Raw genomic sequence first — 16299 nt, forward strand, 5'->3', positions numbered from 1 at the left:
ACAAAATCGCGCTTCCGCAGAAAGAAAAGAAAGGAAGAATGCGGAAGGGGCGACAGCGTGCATTTCGCGAATCGCCCGAGAAGGCCCTCGCCGGTCACCAACTCGTATTTGGGCGCAAGGAAGGCCCTTCTCGCGCGATTCATTTGACATTTTGACAATCTGACAGCAACGTCCCGCCGCACCCACACACCGCAGGGAACGGACCGCCGGTATCGTCCGAACGAATAAATATTCTGCATAAACATGAAATTTACAGTGAATTTATGCAGTAAATACGAAAATATACGTACCTTTGCAGCGTCTTAGGAATAAATATACACTATGAGAACAAAAAGCAGCCGACTTGATTCGATCAAGATCATCATCTCAACCAAGGAAATCGGTAGCCAGGAGGAACTCCTGCGCGAACTGGAGATCGAAGGATACACACTGACGCAAGCCACGCTCTCGCGCGACCTGAAGCAACTGAAAGTCGCCAAGGCGGCAAGCCCGGGCGGCAAGTACATCTACGTGCTGCCGAACAACACCTTATATAAAAGGGTGGCTGAATCCCGGCCGAAAGTGGAGTACCCCATCTCCAACGGGTTCATCTCGCTCCGTATCTCAGGCAACATCGCCGTCATCCGCACCCGTCCGGGCTATGCCAGCAGCATCGCCTACGACATCGACAACGGGAACATCCACGAAATCATCGGGACCATCGCGGGCGACGACACCATCATGATGGTCATCAACGAGGGCGTGACCCGTACGGACATGGTGAAGGCGCTCCGCAAGGTCATCCCCAACGTGCACTTCTGAGAACCGGCTGAAACAGACTAGACGACTTACAAAAGACATATACACAAGCGACTTTTTTACTATCGAGACAAATGGACGAAATTGACGTTATGGTTGCCGATGCCTCACACGAGGTCTATGTCGACACGATATTGGAAACGATTACAGCCGCCGCACAAGTCAGAGGGACGGGTATCGCCAAGCGTACCCACGAATATGTGGCGCAGAAAATGAAGGAGGGAAAAGCCATCATCGCGCTCCACGGCGACGAGTTCGCCGGGTTCTGCTACATCGAGAGCTGGGGCAACAAGCAGTACGTGGCAAACTCGGGACTCATTGTCGTGGAGAAGTTCCGCGGACAGGGACTTGCCAAGCGCATCAAGCAGGCGGCGTTCACGCTCTCCCGTCTGCGCTGGCCGCACGCCAAACTCTTCGGCCTCACCAGCGGGGCAGCCGTCATGAAAATCAATACGGAGCTGGGCTACGTCCCCGTGACCTTCGCCCAGCTGACGGACGACGAGGCGTTCTGGAAGGGTTGCGAAGGGTGCTGCAACCACGACGTGCTCGAACGCACGGGACGGCGCTACTGCATCTGCACCGCGATGCTCTATGACCCCGAGAAACACAAATGAGGCGGGACGGAACTCGACCTCCAGACAAACAAACTTAAAAACCAAATACAATGGAAGAGAAAAAGAAAGTAGTGGTAGCGTTCAGCGGTGGACTGGACACATCGTTCACCGTGATGTACCTCGCCAAAGAGAAGGGCTACGAGGTCTATGCCGCCTGTGCCAACACCGGCGGATTCAGTGACGAACAGCTGAAGCAGAACGAGGCGAACGCCTACAAGCTGGGCGCCAAGGCATACGTGACGCTCGACGTCACCCGCGAATATTATGAGAAAAGCCTGAAGTACATGGTCTACGGCAACGTGCTGCGTAACGGGACCTACCCCATCTCCGTCAGCTCGGAGCGCATCTTCCAGGCGCTCGCCATCGCCCGCTACGCCAACGAAATCGGTGCGCACGCCATCGCACACGGCTCGACAGGTGCCGGCAACGACCAGGTACGCTTCGACATGACCTTCCTCGTGCTGGCACCGGGGGTGGAGATCATCACCCTGACGCGCGACATGGCGCTCAGCCGCGAGTATGAAATCAATTACCTGAAGGAGCACGGCTTCGAGGCAGACTTCACCAAGCTGAAGTACTCCTACAACGTCGGCCTGTGGGGCACGTCGATTTGCGGCGGCGAGATTCTCGACTCGCGCCAGGGACTGCCCGAGAGCGCCTACCTCAAACAGGTGACCCGCCAGGGCAGCGAGGAGCTGCGGCTGGAGTTCAAGAAGGGCGAGCTGCATGCCGTCAACGGCGAAGTGTTCACCGACCCCATCGCCGCCATCCAGAAGGTGGAGGAGATTGGCGCTGCCTATGGCATCGGCCGCGACATGCACGTGGGCGACACCATCATAGGCATCAAGGGTCGCGTCGGATTCGAAGCTGCCGCCCCGATGCTCATTATCGGCGCGCACCGCTTCCTGGAGAAATATACGCTCAGCAAGTGGCAACAGTACTGGAAGGACCAGGTTGCCAACTGGTACGGCATGTTCCTGCATGAGAGCCAGTACCTGGAGCCGGTGATGCGCGACATCGAGGCGATGCTCGCCGAGTCGCAACGCAACGTCAACGGAACGGTCATCCTCGAGCTGCGCCCGCTCTCCTTCTCCACCGTCGGTGTGGACTCACCCGACGACCTGGTGAAGAACAAGTTCGGCGAATACGGCGAGATGCAGAAAGGCTGGACGGCAGAAGACGCCAAGGGATTCATCAAGGTGCTCTCCACGCCGCTGCGCGCCTACTACAGCGTCCACAAGGACGAGGAAGACGTGTGACCCGGACTCTCATTTCCTGACCCAAACACAGACACCATGATAAAAGTAGGAATCATAGGCGGAGCGGGCTACACCGCGGGGGAGCTCATCCGTCTGCTCATCAACCACCCCGACGCGGAGATTGTGTTCGTCCACAGCAACAGCCAGGCGGGGCGCAAGATTACTGACGTCCACGAGGGACTCTACGGCGAGACCGACCTGACATTCACCGACGCGCTGCCGCTGGACAGCATCGACGTGCTCTTCTTCTGCACCGCCCACGGCGACACGCGGAAATTCATCGACTCGCACAACATCCCCGAGGAACTGCGCATCATCGACCTCTCGATGGACTACCGCATCAAGGCGGACGACCACGACTTCGTCTACGGTCTGCCGGAGCTGAACCGCCGCACCATCTGCCACAGCAAGCATGTGGCGAACCCGGGCTGCTTTGCCACGTGCATCCAGCTGGGACTGCTTCCGCTAGCCAAACACCTCCTGCTCAACAGCGACATCTCGGTGAACGCCATCACCGGCAGCACGGGAGCAGGCGTGAAACCGGGCGCGACGAGCCACTTCAGCTGGCGCAACAACAACATCAGCGTCTACAAGGCTTTCGCCCACCAGCACGTGCCGGAAATCAAGCAGTCGCTCCGCCAGCTGCAGAACAGCTTCAACGCGGAGATTGACTTCATCCCCTACCGGGGCGATTTTCCCCGCGGCATCTTCGCCACGCTGGTGGTGAAGACGCAAGTGGCGCTTGAGGAGCTCGAACGCATCTACGAGGAGTACTACGCCAAGGACTCCTTCGTCCACATCGTGAAGGAGAATATCGACCTGAAGCAGGTGGTCAACACCAACAAGTGCCTCATCCACCTGGAGAAGCACGGCAACAAGCTGCTCATCATCTCCTGCATCGACAACCTCCTGAAGGGCGCCAGCGGACAGGCGGTCCACAACATGAACCTGCTGTTCAACCTGGAGGAGACCGTGGGACTGCGACTGAAGCCCAGCGCCTTCTGACACAAACCATTTACCCGTCATTATCCGAAGACTATGAATCTGTTCGACGTATATCCCCTGTTTGACATCAACATCGTCAAGGGCAAGGGCTGCCGTGTCTGGGACGACCGGGGCACGGAGTACCTGGACCTCTACGGCGGCCATGCCGTCATCTCCATCGGTCACGCCCACCCGCACTATGTAGAGGCAGTGAGCCGCCAGGCGGGCATGTTGGGCTTCTACTCCAACTCCGTCGTCAACCTGCTGCAACGCCAGCTTGCCGAGCGACTCGGCAAGGCGTCCGGCTACGAAGACTACAGCCTCTTCCTCATCAATTCCGGAGCGGAGGCCAACGAGAATGCACTCAAGCTCGCCTCGTTCCACAACGGACGGACGCGCGTGGTGTCCTTCGCCAAGGCGTTCCACGGACGGACCTCGCTCGCCGTGGAAGCGACGCAGAACCCCTCCATCATCGCCCCCATCAACGCCAACGGGCATGTGACCTTCCTCGAACTGAACGACCTTGAGGGCGCCCGCACCGAGCTGGAGAAGGGAGACGTGTGCGCCGTCATCATCGAGGGCATTCAGGGCGTGGGCGGCATCCGCATCCCCGACGCCGCCTTCCTGCAAGGCCTGCGCCGCTTGTGCGACGAGACCGGCACCCTCCTCATCCTCGACGAGATCCAGTCGGGTTACGGACGTAGCGGACGGTTCTTTGCCCATCAGCACGCCGGCATCCGCCCCGACCTCATCACCGTGGCAAAAGGTATCGCCAATGGCTTCCCGATGGGCGGAGTGCTCATCAGCCCGAAGTTCACCCCCTCCTACGGTCAGCTGGGCACGACGTTCGGCGGCAACCACCTGGGCTGTGCCGCCGCCCTCGCCGTGCTCGACGTGATGGAGAGCGAACACCTCGTGGAGAACGCCGCCCGTGTGGGCGAGCACCTGCTGCAGGAGCTGCGTGCCCTGCCCGGCATCCGTGAAGTGCGCGGCAAGGGCCTGATGCTCGGCATGGAGTTCGACCGTCCGGTGAAGGAGCTGCGCAACCGCCTCATCTACGACCATCATGTGTTCACCGGAGCCAGCGGGACGAACGTCATCCGCCTGCTGCCCCCTCTCTGCCTCACCGTCGGGGAAGCCGACGAGTTCGTGGAGAAACTGAAGGCAGCCCTCGCCGGGAACTAGCCCCTCTCCCATCCGCATCCAGACGCCGGATATACCGTCAGGACGTGTGCCCCTCCCCGTGCCACTTCCCCGACGGCGTATCCGGCGTCCGTGTTTTCAGGCGCAAAAGCTGAAGAACTCACAAACAAACTGAATATTCTTGTCCAATTAATTCCTATGTTAGCGTTTCTTTCTTAACTTTGCTAGCATCCTATCACATTAAAACGCTACTGATATGAGAATAGCTATTATCGGCGCAGGCAACATGGGTGGAGCCATTGCATGCGGATTGGTACAGGGCCGCAAGGCTGAGAAACGGGAAGTCATCGTGGCAAACCCGCACAACGAGAAGCTACAGGCTTTGCAGGCACGCTTCCCGGAGATTCAGGTGACCAACGACAACAAGGAGGCCGCACGCGGTGCGGACATCATCATTGTGGCAGTGAAGCCCTGGAAAGTCAGCGAGGTGCTGAAGCCCATCCATCCGCAGCGTCCGCAGATTCTCGTCTCGCTCGCTGCCGGAGTGACAATGGAGCAACTCGCCCAGTATGTCGACCCCGAGATGCCTATCTTCCGCATCATCCCCAACACCGCCATTGCAGTGCGTGCCAGCATGACGCTGGTCTGCGGACGGAATGCTACGGAGGAACAGTCACAGATGTTGCTGGACATCTTCAATGAGATGGGACTTGCCATGATGGTGAAAGAGGAACAGCTGGAAGCAGCCACCTCGCTCTCGTCGTGCGGCATCGCCTTTGTGCTGAAATATGTGCAGGCTGCCATACAGGCGGGCATCGAGATGGGAATCTCGCCCAGGAATTCCATGTGCATGGTGGCACAGACGCTCACCGGCGCGGCTTCCATCCTGCTGGAGCAGGACACGCACCCCTCGGTGGAAATAGACAAGGTGACGACTCCCGGCGGTATCACCATCAAGGGACTGAACGAACTCGAACACGCCGGCTTCACTTCCGCCATCATACGCGCACTGAAGGCAAGCAGGTAAAGAACAAACTAACAATCTAAGAACTATGAGCGAACAAATCAAACAAATTGCTGCACGGCTCCGTGGGTTGCGCGATGTGCTGGAACTCACGGAGCAGGAGGTAGCCGATGCCTGCCAGCTCGACGTGGAGGAATACCGCGAAATGGAAGCCGGCACACGCGACCTCTCGGTAAGCACCCTGCAAAAGATATCACGCAACTACGGCATTGCACTCGACGTGCTCATGTTCGGCGAAGAGCCCAAGATGAGCTCCTACTTCCTGACACGCGCCGGAACGGGCATCTCGGTCGAACGGCGCAAAGCCTACAAGTACCAGTCACTGGCATCGGGATTCCGCGGACGCATCGCAGACCCGTTCATCGTGACCGTCGAGCCCAAGCCGGAAGGGACACCCGTACAGTTCAACTCACACCAGGGACAGGAGTTCAACCTCGTCATCGAAGGACGGCTGTTGCTCAACATCAACGGCAAGGAACTCTTCCTCAATCCCGGCGACAGCCTTTACTTCAATTCAGCACTGCCCCACGGGATGCTTGCCCTCGACGGCAAGCCGGTGAAATTCTTGGCTATAATCATGTAACAAATACAATGGTAGAAAGATTCATTACACAGACGAGCTTCACTTCGCAAGAAGACTTTATCAAGCACTTCCACGTGCGGGTACCGGAGAACTTCAACTTCGGCTACGACGTGGTGGATGCATGGGCTGCTGAACAACCCGATAAGAACGCCCTCCTCTGGACCAACGACCGCGGAGAGCACCACCAATACACTTACGCCGAACTGAAGGAGAAGACCGACCGTACGGCATCGTACTTCCAGAGCCTGGGCATCGGCCACGGAGACATGGTCATGCTCATCCTCAAACGACACTATGAGTTCTGGTACGCCATCATAGCCCTTCACAAGCTGGGTGCGGTAGCAATCCCTGCCACACACCTGCTCACGAAGAAGGACATCGTCTACCGCTGCAATGCCGCAAGCATCAAGATGATTGTGGCTGCGGGCGACGACGTGGTGCTGCAACACATCATTGATGCCATGCCCGAGTCACCCACCGTGGAACGACTCGTCAGCACGGGACCGCACATCCCCGACGGATTCGAGGATTTCCATCAAGGCATCGACCATGCCGCCCCGTTCGTCCGTCCGGCACACGTCAACACGAACGACGACATCTCGCTGATGTACTTCACGTCGGGCACCACGGGCGAGCCGAAAATGGTGGCGCATGACTTCACCTACCCGCTGGGGCACATCGCCACGGGAAGCTTCTGGCACAACCTCCACGAGGACAGCCTCCATCTGACCATCGCCGACACCGGTTGGGGCAAGGCGGTGTGGGGCAAGCTCTACGGGCAGATGATTGCCGGAGCCAACGTCTTCGTCTACGACCACGAGAAGTTTACCCCGGCAGACATTCTGGAAAAGATACACGAATACCACATCACGTCGCTCTGCGCACCGCCGACCATCTACCGCTTCCTCATCCGCGAAGACCTGACGAAGTACGACCTCTCGTCGCTGGAGTACTGCACGACGGCAGGCGAAGCGCTCAACTCGGCCGTCTACGACACGTTCAAACGCCTCACGGGCATCCGCCTGATGGAGGGATTCGGACAGACCGAGACGACACTGACCCTCGCCACCTTCCCGTGGATGGAACCGAAGCCCGGCAGCATGGGTGTCCCCAACCCGCAATACCACATCGGGCTGCTCACTCCCGACGGACGCCCGGCTGAAGATGGCGAGCAGGGACAGATTGTGGTCTACACCGACCAAGGCAAGCCGTTGGGACTCTTCAAGGAGTACTACCGCAACGAGCAGCTGACGCGTGAAGCATGGCACGACGGAATCTACTACACCGGCGATGTGGCATGGCGCGACGAGGACGGCTACTACTGGTTCGTGGGCCGTGCCGACGACGTCATCAAGAGCTCGGGCTACCGCATCGGACCCTTCGAAGTGGAAAGTGCCCTGATGACCCATCCGGCTGTGGTCGAATGCGCCATCACTGGCGTCCCGGACGAAATCCGCGGACAGGTGGTGAAGGCGACCATCGTCCTTGCCAAGGACTACAAGGACCGCGCCGGCGATGCGCTCGTCAAGGAACTGCAGAACCACGTGAAGCGCGTCACCGCCCCCTACAAGTATCCCCGCGTCATCGAGTTTGTCGACGAACTGCCGAAGACCATCAGCGGAAAGATACGGCGCGTGGAAATCCGTCAGAACGAAGCGAAGAAGAGACAAGCGTGAGTGTGTTCAGGCGGAAGCACCCCTGCCCCGTCCGCACATCCACGGAACCACATACAAACTTAAAAGCTCAAACCTATGGCAACAACAAAAGATTACGGCTCATTGGTCGAAGTCTTCAGAGGCGACCTTTGGGAGGCAGAACTGGTGAAAGGCTTCTTGGCAGCAAATGGTGTACAAGCCATGACAAAGGACGAATCGGTCGGTCTGGTTACCGGTCCGTACAATAGCGGCGGACAAGGCGTTGTCGTCCTGGTGAACCACGAGGAGCAGGTGTTCGCGGAGAAAATCATCCGGGAGAACAAGCCCAAGTTGGAGAACCGTTGACCCTGTTCGGGTCGGAAAGAGACTGGAAGGTGTGCCCGGCAAGAACCGCAGGGGCACACCTTCTTTCGTTTCCCGCCGGCGGGCCCGTCTCATACGGCATACATATTTATACGTCAGAGGCGGTTTATTCGCTCCTTTTTGTCATAAAAAGGCGTTTTAGCGTGGCATAAAGATTAAATATGCCTACATTTGCCTTGACACATATCATCCAAAGATACGACTATGAGCAAGGACAACCATACACGCATCGTGGTCAAGGTGGGCAGCAACGTGCTCACCCGGACTGACGGGACACTTGACGTCACCCGCATGTCGGCACTGGTCGACCAGGTGGCGGAATTGCGCCGGGACGGTACGGAGGTGATTCTGGTCTCTTCGGGTGCCGTGGCGGCAGGACGCAGCGAGGTGCATCCTTCGGGAAGGCTCGACAGCGTGGCAAGCCGACAACTGTTCTCCGCCGTGGGACAAGCCAAACTCATCAACCGCTACTACGAGCTGTTCCGCGAACACGGCATCGCCGTCGGACAGGTACTCACCACCAAGGAGAGCTTTGGCACCCGCCAGCATTACCTGAACCAACGTGCCTGCATGGAGGTGATGCTACGCAACGGAGTGCTCCCCATCGTCAACGAGAATGATACCATCTCCGTGACCGAACTGATGTTCACGGACAACGACGAGCTCTCGGGCCTCATCGCCACCATGATGGATGCATCCGCCCTCTTCATCCTGAGCAACATCGACGGCGTCTATACCGGTCCGCCATCCGAACCGGACAGCGTGCTGCTCCGCGACATCAGGCCGGGAGAAGACCTGTCAGAGTACATCCGGCAAGAGAAGTCAGGCTTCGGACGCGGCGGCATGATTACCAAGACCCGCATCGCCCGCAAGGTTGCCGAGGAGGGCATCGCCGTGTGGATAGCCAATGGCAAGCGCGAGCGGATCCTGCCCGACCTCATGGCTCATCCGGACACGACACCCTGCACCCGGTTCGTCCCCTCCCCCGTCGCTCCGTCGAGCGTCAAGAAGTGGATTGCCCACAGCGACGACTTCTGCAAGGGAGAAATCCAGCTCGACGAGGAAGCCACCCGCCGGCTGACGGAAGGGCAGGTGGCAAGCATCCTGCCTGTAGGCATCACCCGGGTAGAGGGAGACTTTGAGGAGGACGACCTCATCCGCATCATCGGCGCCGACGGACAGCGCGTCGGAGTGGGAAAAGCCGACTGTGATGCCACGACCCTGCGACGGGAACTGGGCTGCAAGGACAAGAAACCCGTGGTGCACTATGACTTCCTCTACGTGGAAAGTTCCGTCTGCTGACAGGAAGGCAACCCTCACACACAAGAACCCGCTAACGAAAGAACCCACATGGACATACATTCCCTACTGGCTTCCGCTAAAGAAGCCTCCTTCAACCCCGGCATACAGGACGAAGCACTCGTCAACGAGACCCTGCGCCTGACCGCCGACGAGATTGAGACACAGACTGACGCCCTCCTCGCCGCCAACCGCAGCGACCTGGCACGCATGAACCCCGACGACCCGAAATACGACCGGCTGAAGCTCACGGCAGAACGCCTGCAAGGCATAGCCGACGACATGCGCACGGTCGCCTCCCTCCCCTCTCCGCTGGGACGCATCCTGCAACACAGCGTCCGCCCCAACGGCATGGAGCTGACACGGGTGAGCGTCCCCTTCGGCGTCATCGGCATCATCTACGAGGCGCGCCCCAATGTGACCTTCGATGTGTTCTCCCTCTGCCTGAAGGCCGGTAGCGCCTGCGTACTGAAGGGAGGGAGCGATGCCCGGGACTCGAACACGGCAGCCGTGTCGCTCATCGGCAATGTGCTCCGTCGGCAAGGACTGCCGCCCCACCTGGTGACCCTGCTTCCTCCCGACCGCGAGAGTGCCGACGCCCTGCTGCGTGCCAATGACTGCGTGGACCTGCTCATCCCGCGCGGAAGTGCCGGACTCATCCGCCACGTACGCGAGCATGCCACAGTCCCGGTCATCGAGACCGGTGCAGGCGTCTGCCATACCTACTTCGACCGTGCCGGTGACACGGCCAAAGGGGCAGCCATCGTCTGCAATGCCAAGACCCGCCGGGTGAGCGTCTGCAATGCACTGGACTGCCTGCTGGTTCACCGCGAACGCCTCGCCGACCTGCCGGAGCTCTGCCGTCCGCTTGCCGAGAGCCGGGTGATGCTTTATGCTGACGGACAGGCCACAGCCGCCCTTGCAGGACATTATCCTGCCGACCTGCTGCAACCGGCAACGCCCGACAGCTATGGCACGGAGTTCCTCGACTACAAGATGGCGGTGCACACCGTCGCCTCGCTGGATGAAGCACTGGCACACATCCGCCGCTACGGCTCGCACCACAGCGAGTGCATCGTCACCGAAGACGCAGCTTCCGCCGAACGCTTCATCCGCGAGACCGACGCAGCCTGTGTCTACACCAATGTGTCAACCGCCTTCACCGACGGGGCACAGTTCGGACTGGGAGCGGAAATAGGCATCAGCACGCAGAAGATGCACGCCCGCGGTCCCATGGGACTGGAGGCACTCACCACCTATAAATGGGTGATACGTGGCAACGGACAGATACGTCCGCGATGAACGCCTCACCCGAACGGATAACTATTCACACCAACATAAACTAAGAAACGACATGAGAAACTTTACATGCGTACAAGACCTGGGGCCTCTGGACAGTGCCCTCCGCGAAGCTTTCGAAGTGAAGAAAGACCGCTTCAAACACGTCGCACTCGGACGTAACAAGACCCTGCTGATGATTTTCTTCAACAGCAGCCTCCGCACCCGCCTGAGCACACAGAAGGCGGCGCTCAACCTGGGCATGAACGTCATTGTGCTCGACATCGCCCAAGGCGCGTGGAAGCTGGAGACCGAACGTGGCGTCATCATGGACGGCGACAAACCCGAACATCTGCTCGAAGCCATCCCCGTGATGGGCTGCTACTGCGACATCATCGGTGTGCGTTCGTTCGCCCGCTTCGAGAATCGGGACTATGACTACAACGAGGTCATCCTGAACCAGTTCATCAAATATTCCGGACGTCCGGTGTTCTCCATGGAGGCAGCTACCCGCCATCCGTTGCAGAGCTTTGCCGACCTCATCACCATCGAGGAGTACAAGAAGAAGGAACGTCCCAAGGTCGTCATGACATGGGCGCCCCATCCCCGTCCACTTCCCCAGGCTGTTCCAAACTCCTTCGCCGAATGGATGAACGCCACCGACTATGAGTTTGTGATCACCCATCCGGAAGGCTACGAGCTGGCACCCGAATTTGTGGGCAAGGCACGGGTGGAATATGACCAGATGAAAGCTTTCGAGGGCGCCGACTTCATCTATGCCAAGAACTGGGCAGCCTACAGCGGCGATAACTACGGAAAAATCCTGAGCACCGACCGCTCATGGACCGTGAGCGAACGTCAGATGGCAGTGACAGACAATGCCTACTTCATGCACTGCCTCCCTGTACGCCGCAACATGATTGTCACCGACGAGGTCATCGAGAGTCCGCAGTCGATTGTCATTCCCGAAGCCGCCAACCGCGAAATTTCGGCAACTGTCGTCCTGAAACGCATGCTCGAATCTCTGTAATCACCGTACGTGTGAGCACGAAAGTGTAGAATAATTCCACACATTATTCCACACTTTCCACACTTTTCCACACTGCCGTACAGGCGTGCCACTGGCAAGACTTCCTATTCTTTAAAAAGCAATGTTCCTTGACATCCGTTTACAATATATCTCAACAATTATATTTCCAGGGACACTTCATGGGGCATCTCTTAAAACTTTTCACAAGCGGAAGGTTTAAGACAGGAAGAAGCAGGACACTTTTAGTAGTCTGACAGCTATTTTGTTAGAAGTTTTCAATAAATAGAAAACGCAAGCACAGTACTACAGGTCCGACAAAGCGCCTGACAAATAGCTAAAAGAAGCTATATTTCGTAGTCGGAAGCCAAAAATATGTATTTTATACTGACAGGTTGACACAAAGTCCGGCTTTGGCACATGGGTTGCAATATAATTATCGAGCGAGGCTTGAAAAGGATACCCCGACAGGACCTTGCTTACGTAAACAACTAAAAAGCATCAGAAAGTATCTGGCAAGCATGAGGAGGGCAGGCTAGGAAATACGCTGACAGTCGCAGCACTGAAAGATATTTAAGCCGTCCCCACTAAAACGGTCATTCATCACACTGCGTTTACCACTTGCTACCGATTGTGAGCGTGTGAAACACGGACGAGTGCCGAACGAAGCCGACCCTGCTTCTCCCCTTTGCTACCAATACGATTTGGTGAACTTAGTGAAGACCACATACACACAACTTCATATGATTAAAAATTCTCCTAAAGAGACTTGAAACTAAACTTAGCGGCTTCCCATTCGTGATTGAACCGGAAGTCGCGCTTTTTTTTATACCCCCTTCGAAAAGTGTGCCAAGATTTGTAGGTTCAGTTTGTTTCCCACCGAAGTCAGGATGCTGCTTCTTTTCTATGATATTTGCGCATATATTCCTCAATAATAATTTTTTGAGCTGAAGAAGAGAAATTGTGCCTGTGATTATCATCCACTTCCGAATGACACTTAACACATAGACACTCAAGATTGCTTTCGCGATTATCTGTTTTTATTCCGTTCTTGTGGTGGGTTTGCATATAAAAACGATCGAAGCCGTCTTCAACATGAGTACCACAGCGTTCACAAGTAAACTCTTTTTTCGTACGATAAGCGAGTGAAATTTCTTCCCAGTTTTTAACATAGCCAAAAAGATCCACATCACATGCTGTCGGTTCTTTCACATCACCAGCCTCTTTTAAGATTTCAACAAAATCAGTAGAATCATTCACCCGTATTGCTTCTTCATCCATCAGCATACGTTTACAATATCCGCACAATTTCATACCCTCCACTTCAACTTCCTTGTTGGCATTACGAGAATAAACCTTTATAGGCTCTGCATTGGCAAAACGATAAGCTTTGCGCCCGAAATTCTCAATTGCGGCACATTGGCAAACATGAAATTTTGGTTGGTGTACATGCCCTTGCCACTCAAAATAAAAGCAAGCTTTATACATAAATCCACGGCGTTTTATCCCCTCATCATCAATATAAAATATTCTACCATCTTCAAAAAGAATACGTTCCCCAATGTCTTCTGGCAACACATCAATAGTACCCACCGAACGCCATGTGCCAGCTTCCCCTATTTGTATCCCCATATCGGTAAGACGTTCCTTTAAATTAGGGAAATCATAAATTGGGTCTGAATCAAAGAAGCTATCTTCTTCTGCGCCTATATCAAAATCAGATTTCATCTAGCATTTTCTTTTACAAAGTTTTCAAGTATCTCATCGCCAGAAGTAACAATACGAAATTCCACACGACGTGAATAAGCACGGTCTATTGGCTTTCCTGAACGAATAATAAAATCTCCATCTGAATCAAGAGCTTTTCCATAAGAAAGTCCATTAGCTGTAAACCAATATTCAAGTAGTTGCTTCTGCCTTTCTGAATAATTTTTAAACTGAGGCATCGTGCGGAAATATTTAATCACTGCTAAAGCTCTCTCTTGGGACAGCATTGCATTAGCAATATAAGGATCAGAGTGTTTGCTTGGCATCGGAACATCATCAGTATGCCCCTCAATACGAACTTCTCGAATATTAGAACGTAAACTATCATTTAATAGAATGCCAAAATAACGAGGCAAAAACTCATTTAGAATCTCTTTGAAACGTGGAGTTAATTCAGACGATCCTGTAGAAAAAAGAACTGTTGGCTCTTTGAACTTCATAGTAAGGTCTTTGCCAATAGTCATTTGCCATTTAAGGGTGTCCCCTTCAAACTCTTTAACCAGTTTATTATGCAATTCATCCTTCGTTTCCACATAATCCGTTAGAACAGATTGGTTTTTCTGCACACGACTAATGTAGGAGATTGCGACAAAAAGAAAAATCACCATCAATCCAGTCATAAGGTCTGAAACCGACATCCATACATTTATCCTAGCCATAATTATTTACGCTTATCGATTTGTTCCACCATCTTAGTTATACAATTATCAAGTTCTGCAAGAGTTGCGCTTAGACGACCATAAAATTGACGGTCAAGTGAAGTGAGTTGCGAGTTAAGTGTCTGCGAACCTTTTGTAATAATACTAACCCCTTCCTCCATTTTATCTTTCGTTTCTTTCCAAAATTGTTCGCCATAATCACGGATTTTGTTAAGTTCTTCAAGTTTAGCAATAAGAAGCTGGACACCGTCTACAAAATTACGTTGTTTACGTACCCATCCATTAAGAGACTGAGTGTATTCGTTGAACAGTTCCATATTAGATTTAGAAAGTTTAGCTGCCTCATGCAATTCTTTAGTAACCTCAATAAACCTCTCATCCTCTATGATAACCTGATTGAGTGCATCAACAAGCTGACGTAATTTACCACCTTCACTAACCAAAGTAGTTGTATCATCCTTAACACGAGTAAGAGAAGATGAGGTTGCCTCAAAGTTGTCCGACATCTCCTTATACTGTTGAGTAAGAGAAGTAATCATCTCTTTGTTTTCCTGTTGCCATATGTTAAGTTTCTCTACTGATTTGTTGAGTTGGTCAAAATTCTCTTGAATAAGTTTACTGATGATGGCGTTCATCTGCTTCTGAAATTCTTCGGTAACTTTCTTCATCACCTCGACTAGTGCTTCTGTATTACTCTTTTTAAGCAATTCTGTAAACTCATTAAATTTGCTTTCCAAAAGAACATTTGTTTTAGCCATATATTCCTCTATTTCAACAACCTCACCATGCATAATTTCCTTTAGTTTCCCAACCTTCTCGCTAATTTCCTCTCCAGTTCCACTCATCCCAGAAATAACATCAAGAATCTCGCCAAGATGATGTGTATATTCGCGGACCTCTTGGGTGTTTTTCACTACCGAGTTAATGGAAGCAGTCTGTTGGGTCGTGATTTCTTCAAGGTTACCAAACGAAACAAGCATAGAAGAATTTGCTTCCTTAATATTAGAAAGAGTATTTTCTTGGCTACGTTGTAATACCACTAACGAGTCAATAGCAGAAGTTATCGTTTTCTGCGTTTCAGACATTTTAAACATTACATCACCAACCGTTCGATAAAAAGCTTTACGATCAGCTTCCTGCTCAGCTAATTGCTGTTGAATGGAACGTATAGTTTCAATATTCGCATCACTCATCGCTTTTACAGATTGTGTAATTTCACCTGCAGCTTGATTTATATCAGAAATACCTCCGTCTTTCTTATCCTGCTTTCTGTTAATAACAGTAGAAAGTATTATAGACCCTATCATTCCTGCCAAAGATGTAAAAAAGGCTGTCTTCAATCCATCGAGTAAACGAGGAATGGAATTATCAAGGTCGGTAGTGTCAAAAGCAAGTAGACCTATAGTGATTCCCCAAAATGTACCTAATACACCTAGCGTGGAAACAACTGAAGGAAAATACTCCACCCAGCGACGATTAGTCACTAACTTCTCACTCTTATTATCTCTAAATACAAAAACAAAGCAATATATAAAGGCAACAGCAATAATGCCTAACCAAATCCAGGTATCAGTTGAAAGAGAAAAATTCATGGTATGATATTATTTATATTTGATTTTCAGGTTTTTAAAATATAGATTGTAGCATTTCACCTGCCTGCTGTGCATGTGAATTTACAGGAATTGGAGAACGAACAACACGGGACAAATACCCATATTGCCATTTTTCTTCTTAAATACACCTAATAAGCCCATTATTATTTACATTTTAGTTCATTTATTCATCTATCTATCAAAAGATGAACAATATGATGCAAAGCTACATAAAATATTATAAACACTATAGA

15 protein-coding genes are annotated in these 16299 nt (G+C 53.4%); 12 read left to right on the plus strand and 3 right to left on the minus strand.

Annotation, left to right across the window (positions count from 1 at the left end; genetic code table 11):
* Positions 1-321: 321 nt before the first annotated feature.
* From C8275_RS01020 to C8275_RS01075, 12 genes are all read left to right on the plus strand, one after another.
* Positions 322-801: an arginine repressor gene (locus C8275_RS01020; protein WP_022385044.1), complete on the plus strand. Its 480-nt coding sequence runs from the start codon at positions 322-324 to the stop codon at positions 799-801.
* 71 nt (positions 802-872) lie between these two features.
* A complete protein-coding gene (locus C8275_RS01025; protein WP_106483735.1) occupies positions 873-1412 on the plus strand; it encodes a GNAT family N-acetyltransferase in 540 nt (179 codons plus the stop codon).
* Between the two features lie 50 nt (positions 1413-1462).
* A complete protein-coding gene (locus tag C8275_RS01030; protein ID WP_022385046.1) occupies positions 1463-2671 on the plus strand; it encodes an argininosuccinate synthase in 1209 nt (402 codons plus the stop codon).
* Positions 2672-2707: 36 nt separating this feature from the next.
* Entirely contained in the window at positions 2708-3676 is a 969-nt protein-coding gene (argC, locus tag C8275_RS01035) for an N-acetyl-gamma-glutamyl-phosphate reductase (protein ID WP_106483736.1), read from the plus strand.
* Between the two features lie 33 nt (positions 3677-3709).
* A complete protein-coding gene (locus tag C8275_RS01040) occupies positions 3710-4840 on the plus strand; it encodes an aspartate aminotransferase family protein (RefSeq protein ID WP_022385048.1) in 1131 nt (376 codons plus the stop codon).
* A gap of 214 nt (positions 4841-5054) precedes the next feature.
* Positions 5055-5825 carry a pyrroline-5-carboxylate reductase gene (gene proC / locus C8275_RS01045; protein ID WP_106483737.1) on the plus strand — a complete coding sequence of 257 codons (771 nt, stop codon included), beginning with the start codon at positions 5055-5057 and terminating at the stop codon, positions 5823-5825.
* Between the two features lie 25 nt (positions 5826-5850).
* Positions 5851-6405, plus strand: a complete 555-nt coding sequence (locus tag C8275_RS01050) for a helix-turn-helix domain-containing protein (protein ID WP_106483738.1) — start codon at positions 5851-5853, stop codon at positions 6403-6405.
* An 8-nt stretch (positions 6406-6413) separates the two neighbouring features.
* Positions 6414-8081 carry an AMP-binding protein gene (locus C8275_RS01055; protein WP_106483739.1) on the plus strand — a complete coding sequence of 556 codons (1668 nt, stop codon included), beginning with the start codon at positions 6414-6416 and terminating at the stop codon, positions 8079-8081.
* A gap of 75 nt (positions 8082-8156) precedes the next feature.
* A complete protein-coding gene (locus C8275_RS01060; RefSeq protein ID WP_022385060.1) occupies positions 8157-8405 on the plus strand; it encodes a DUF2007-related protein in 249 nt (82 codons plus the stop codon).
* Between the two features lie 222 nt (positions 8406-8627).
* A complete protein-coding gene (proB, locus tag C8275_RS01065) occupies positions 8628-9725 on the plus strand; it encodes a glutamate 5-kinase (protein ID WP_022385061.1) in 1098 nt (365 codons plus the stop codon).
* 48 nt (positions 9726-9773) lie between these two features.
* The gene (locus tag C8275_RS01070) at positions 9774-11024 is read left to right on the plus strand and encodes a glutamate-5-semialdehyde dehydrogenase (RefSeq protein ID WP_106483740.1); all 1251 of its coding nucleotides are present in this window, start codon (positions 9774-9776) and stop codon (positions 11022-11024) included.
* A 52-nt stretch (positions 11025-11076) separates the two neighbouring features.
* Entirely contained in the window at positions 11077-12030 is a 954-nt protein-coding gene (locus tag C8275_RS01075) for a hypothetical protein (RefSeq protein ID WP_022385063.1), read from the plus strand.
* 882 nt (positions 12031-12912) lie between these two features.
* On the opposite strand, the gene C8275_RS01080 is transcribed toward C8275_RS01075, so the two are convergent.
* Genes C8275_RS01080 through C8275_RS01090 form a run of 3 tightly spaced genes read right to left on the minus strand, consistent with a single transcriptional unit; the run spans position 12913 to position 16045 of the window.
* Positions 12913-13755: an HNH endonuclease signature motif containing protein gene (locus C8275_RS01080; RefSeq protein ID WP_106483741.1), complete on the minus strand. Its 843-nt coding sequence runs from the start codon at positions 13753-13755 to the stop codon at positions 12913-12915.
* A complete protein-coding gene (locus C8275_RS01085) occupies positions 13752-14453 on the minus strand; it encodes an OmpA family protein (protein ID WP_106483742.1) in 702 nt (233 codons plus the stop codon). Before C8275_RS01085 ends, C8275_RS01080 begins: the two co-directional genes overlap by 4 nt.
* A 2-nt stretch (positions 14454-14455) precedes the next feature.
* The gene (locus C8275_RS01090) at positions 14456-16045 is read right to left on the minus strand and encodes a MotA/TolQ/ExbB proton channel family protein (RefSeq protein WP_106483743.1); all 1590 of its coding nucleotides are present in this window, start codon (positions 16043-16045) and stop codon (positions 14456-14458) included.
* Between the last annotated feature and the right edge of the window lie 254 nt (positions 16046-16299).

The sequence above is a fragment of the Bacteroides sp. Marseille-P3684 genome (genome assembly GCF_900291465.1).
In the GTDB taxonomy this organism is placed as follows: Bacteria; Bacteroidota; Bacteroidia; order Bacteroidales; family Bacteroidaceae; genus Phocaeicola_A.

What these genes read in the sequence shown, in the direction of transcription:
- C8275_RS01020 (WP_022385044.1), top strand. Translation starts at nt 322, where the DNA reads ATGAGAACAAAAAGCAGCCGACTTGATTCGATCAAGATCATCATCTCA.
- C8275_RS01080 (WP_106483741.1), bottom strand. Translation starts at nt 13,755, where the DNA reads ATGAAATCTGATTTTGATATAGGCGCAGAAGAAGATAGCTTCTTTGAT.
- C8275_RS01075 (WP_022385063.1), top strand. Translation starts at nt 11,077, where the DNA reads ATGAGAAACTTTACATGCGTACAAGACCTGGGGCCTCTGGACAGTGCC.
- argC (WP_106483736.1), top strand. Translation starts at nt 2,708, where the DNA reads ATGATAAAAGTAGGAATCATAGGCGGAGCGGGCTACACCGCGGGGGAG.
- proC (WP_106483737.1), top strand. Translation starts at nt 5,055, where the DNA reads ATGAGAATAGCTATTATCGGCGCAGGCAACATGGGTGGAGCCATTGCA.
- C8275_RS01070 (WP_106483740.1), top strand. Translation starts at nt 9,774, where the DNA reads ATGGACATACATTCCCTACTGGCTTCCGCTAAAGAAGCCTCCTTCAAC.
- C8275_RS01030 (WP_022385046.1), top strand. Translation starts at nt 1,463, where the DNA reads ATGGAAGAGAAAAAGAAAGTAGTGGTAGCGTTCAGCGGTGGACTGGAC.
- C8275_RS01060 (WP_022385060.1), top strand. Translation starts at nt 8,157, where the DNA reads ATGGCAACAACAAAAGATTACGGCTCATTGGTCGAAGTCTTCAGAGGC.
- proB (WP_022385061.1), top strand. Translation starts at nt 8,628, where the DNA reads ATGAGCAAGGACAACCATACACGCATCGTGGTCAAGGTGGGCAGCAAC.
- C8275_RS01025 (WP_106483735.1), top strand. Translation starts at nt 873, where the DNA reads ATGGACGAAATTGACGTTATGGTTGCCGATGCCTCACACGAGGTCTAT.
- C8275_RS01085 (WP_106483742.1), bottom strand. Translation starts at nt 14,453, where the DNA reads ATGGCTAGGATAAATGTATGGATGTCGGTTTCAGACCTTATGACTGGA.
- C8275_RS01090 (WP_106483743.1), bottom strand. Translation starts at nt 16,045, where the DNA reads ATGAATTTTTCTCTTTCAACTGATACCTGGATTTGGTTAGGCATTATT.
- C8275_RS01050 (WP_106483738.1), top strand. Translation starts at nt 5,851, where the DNA reads ATGAGCGAACAAATCAAACAAATTGCTGCACGGCTCCGTGGGTTGCGC.
- C8275_RS01040 (WP_022385048.1), top strand. Translation starts at nt 3,710, where the DNA reads ATGAATCTGTTCGACGTATATCCCCTGTTTGACATCAACATCGTCAAG.
- C8275_RS01055 (WP_106483739.1), top strand. Translation starts at nt 6,414, where the DNA reads ATGGTAGAAAGATTCATTACACAGACGAGCTTCACTTCGCAAGAAGAC.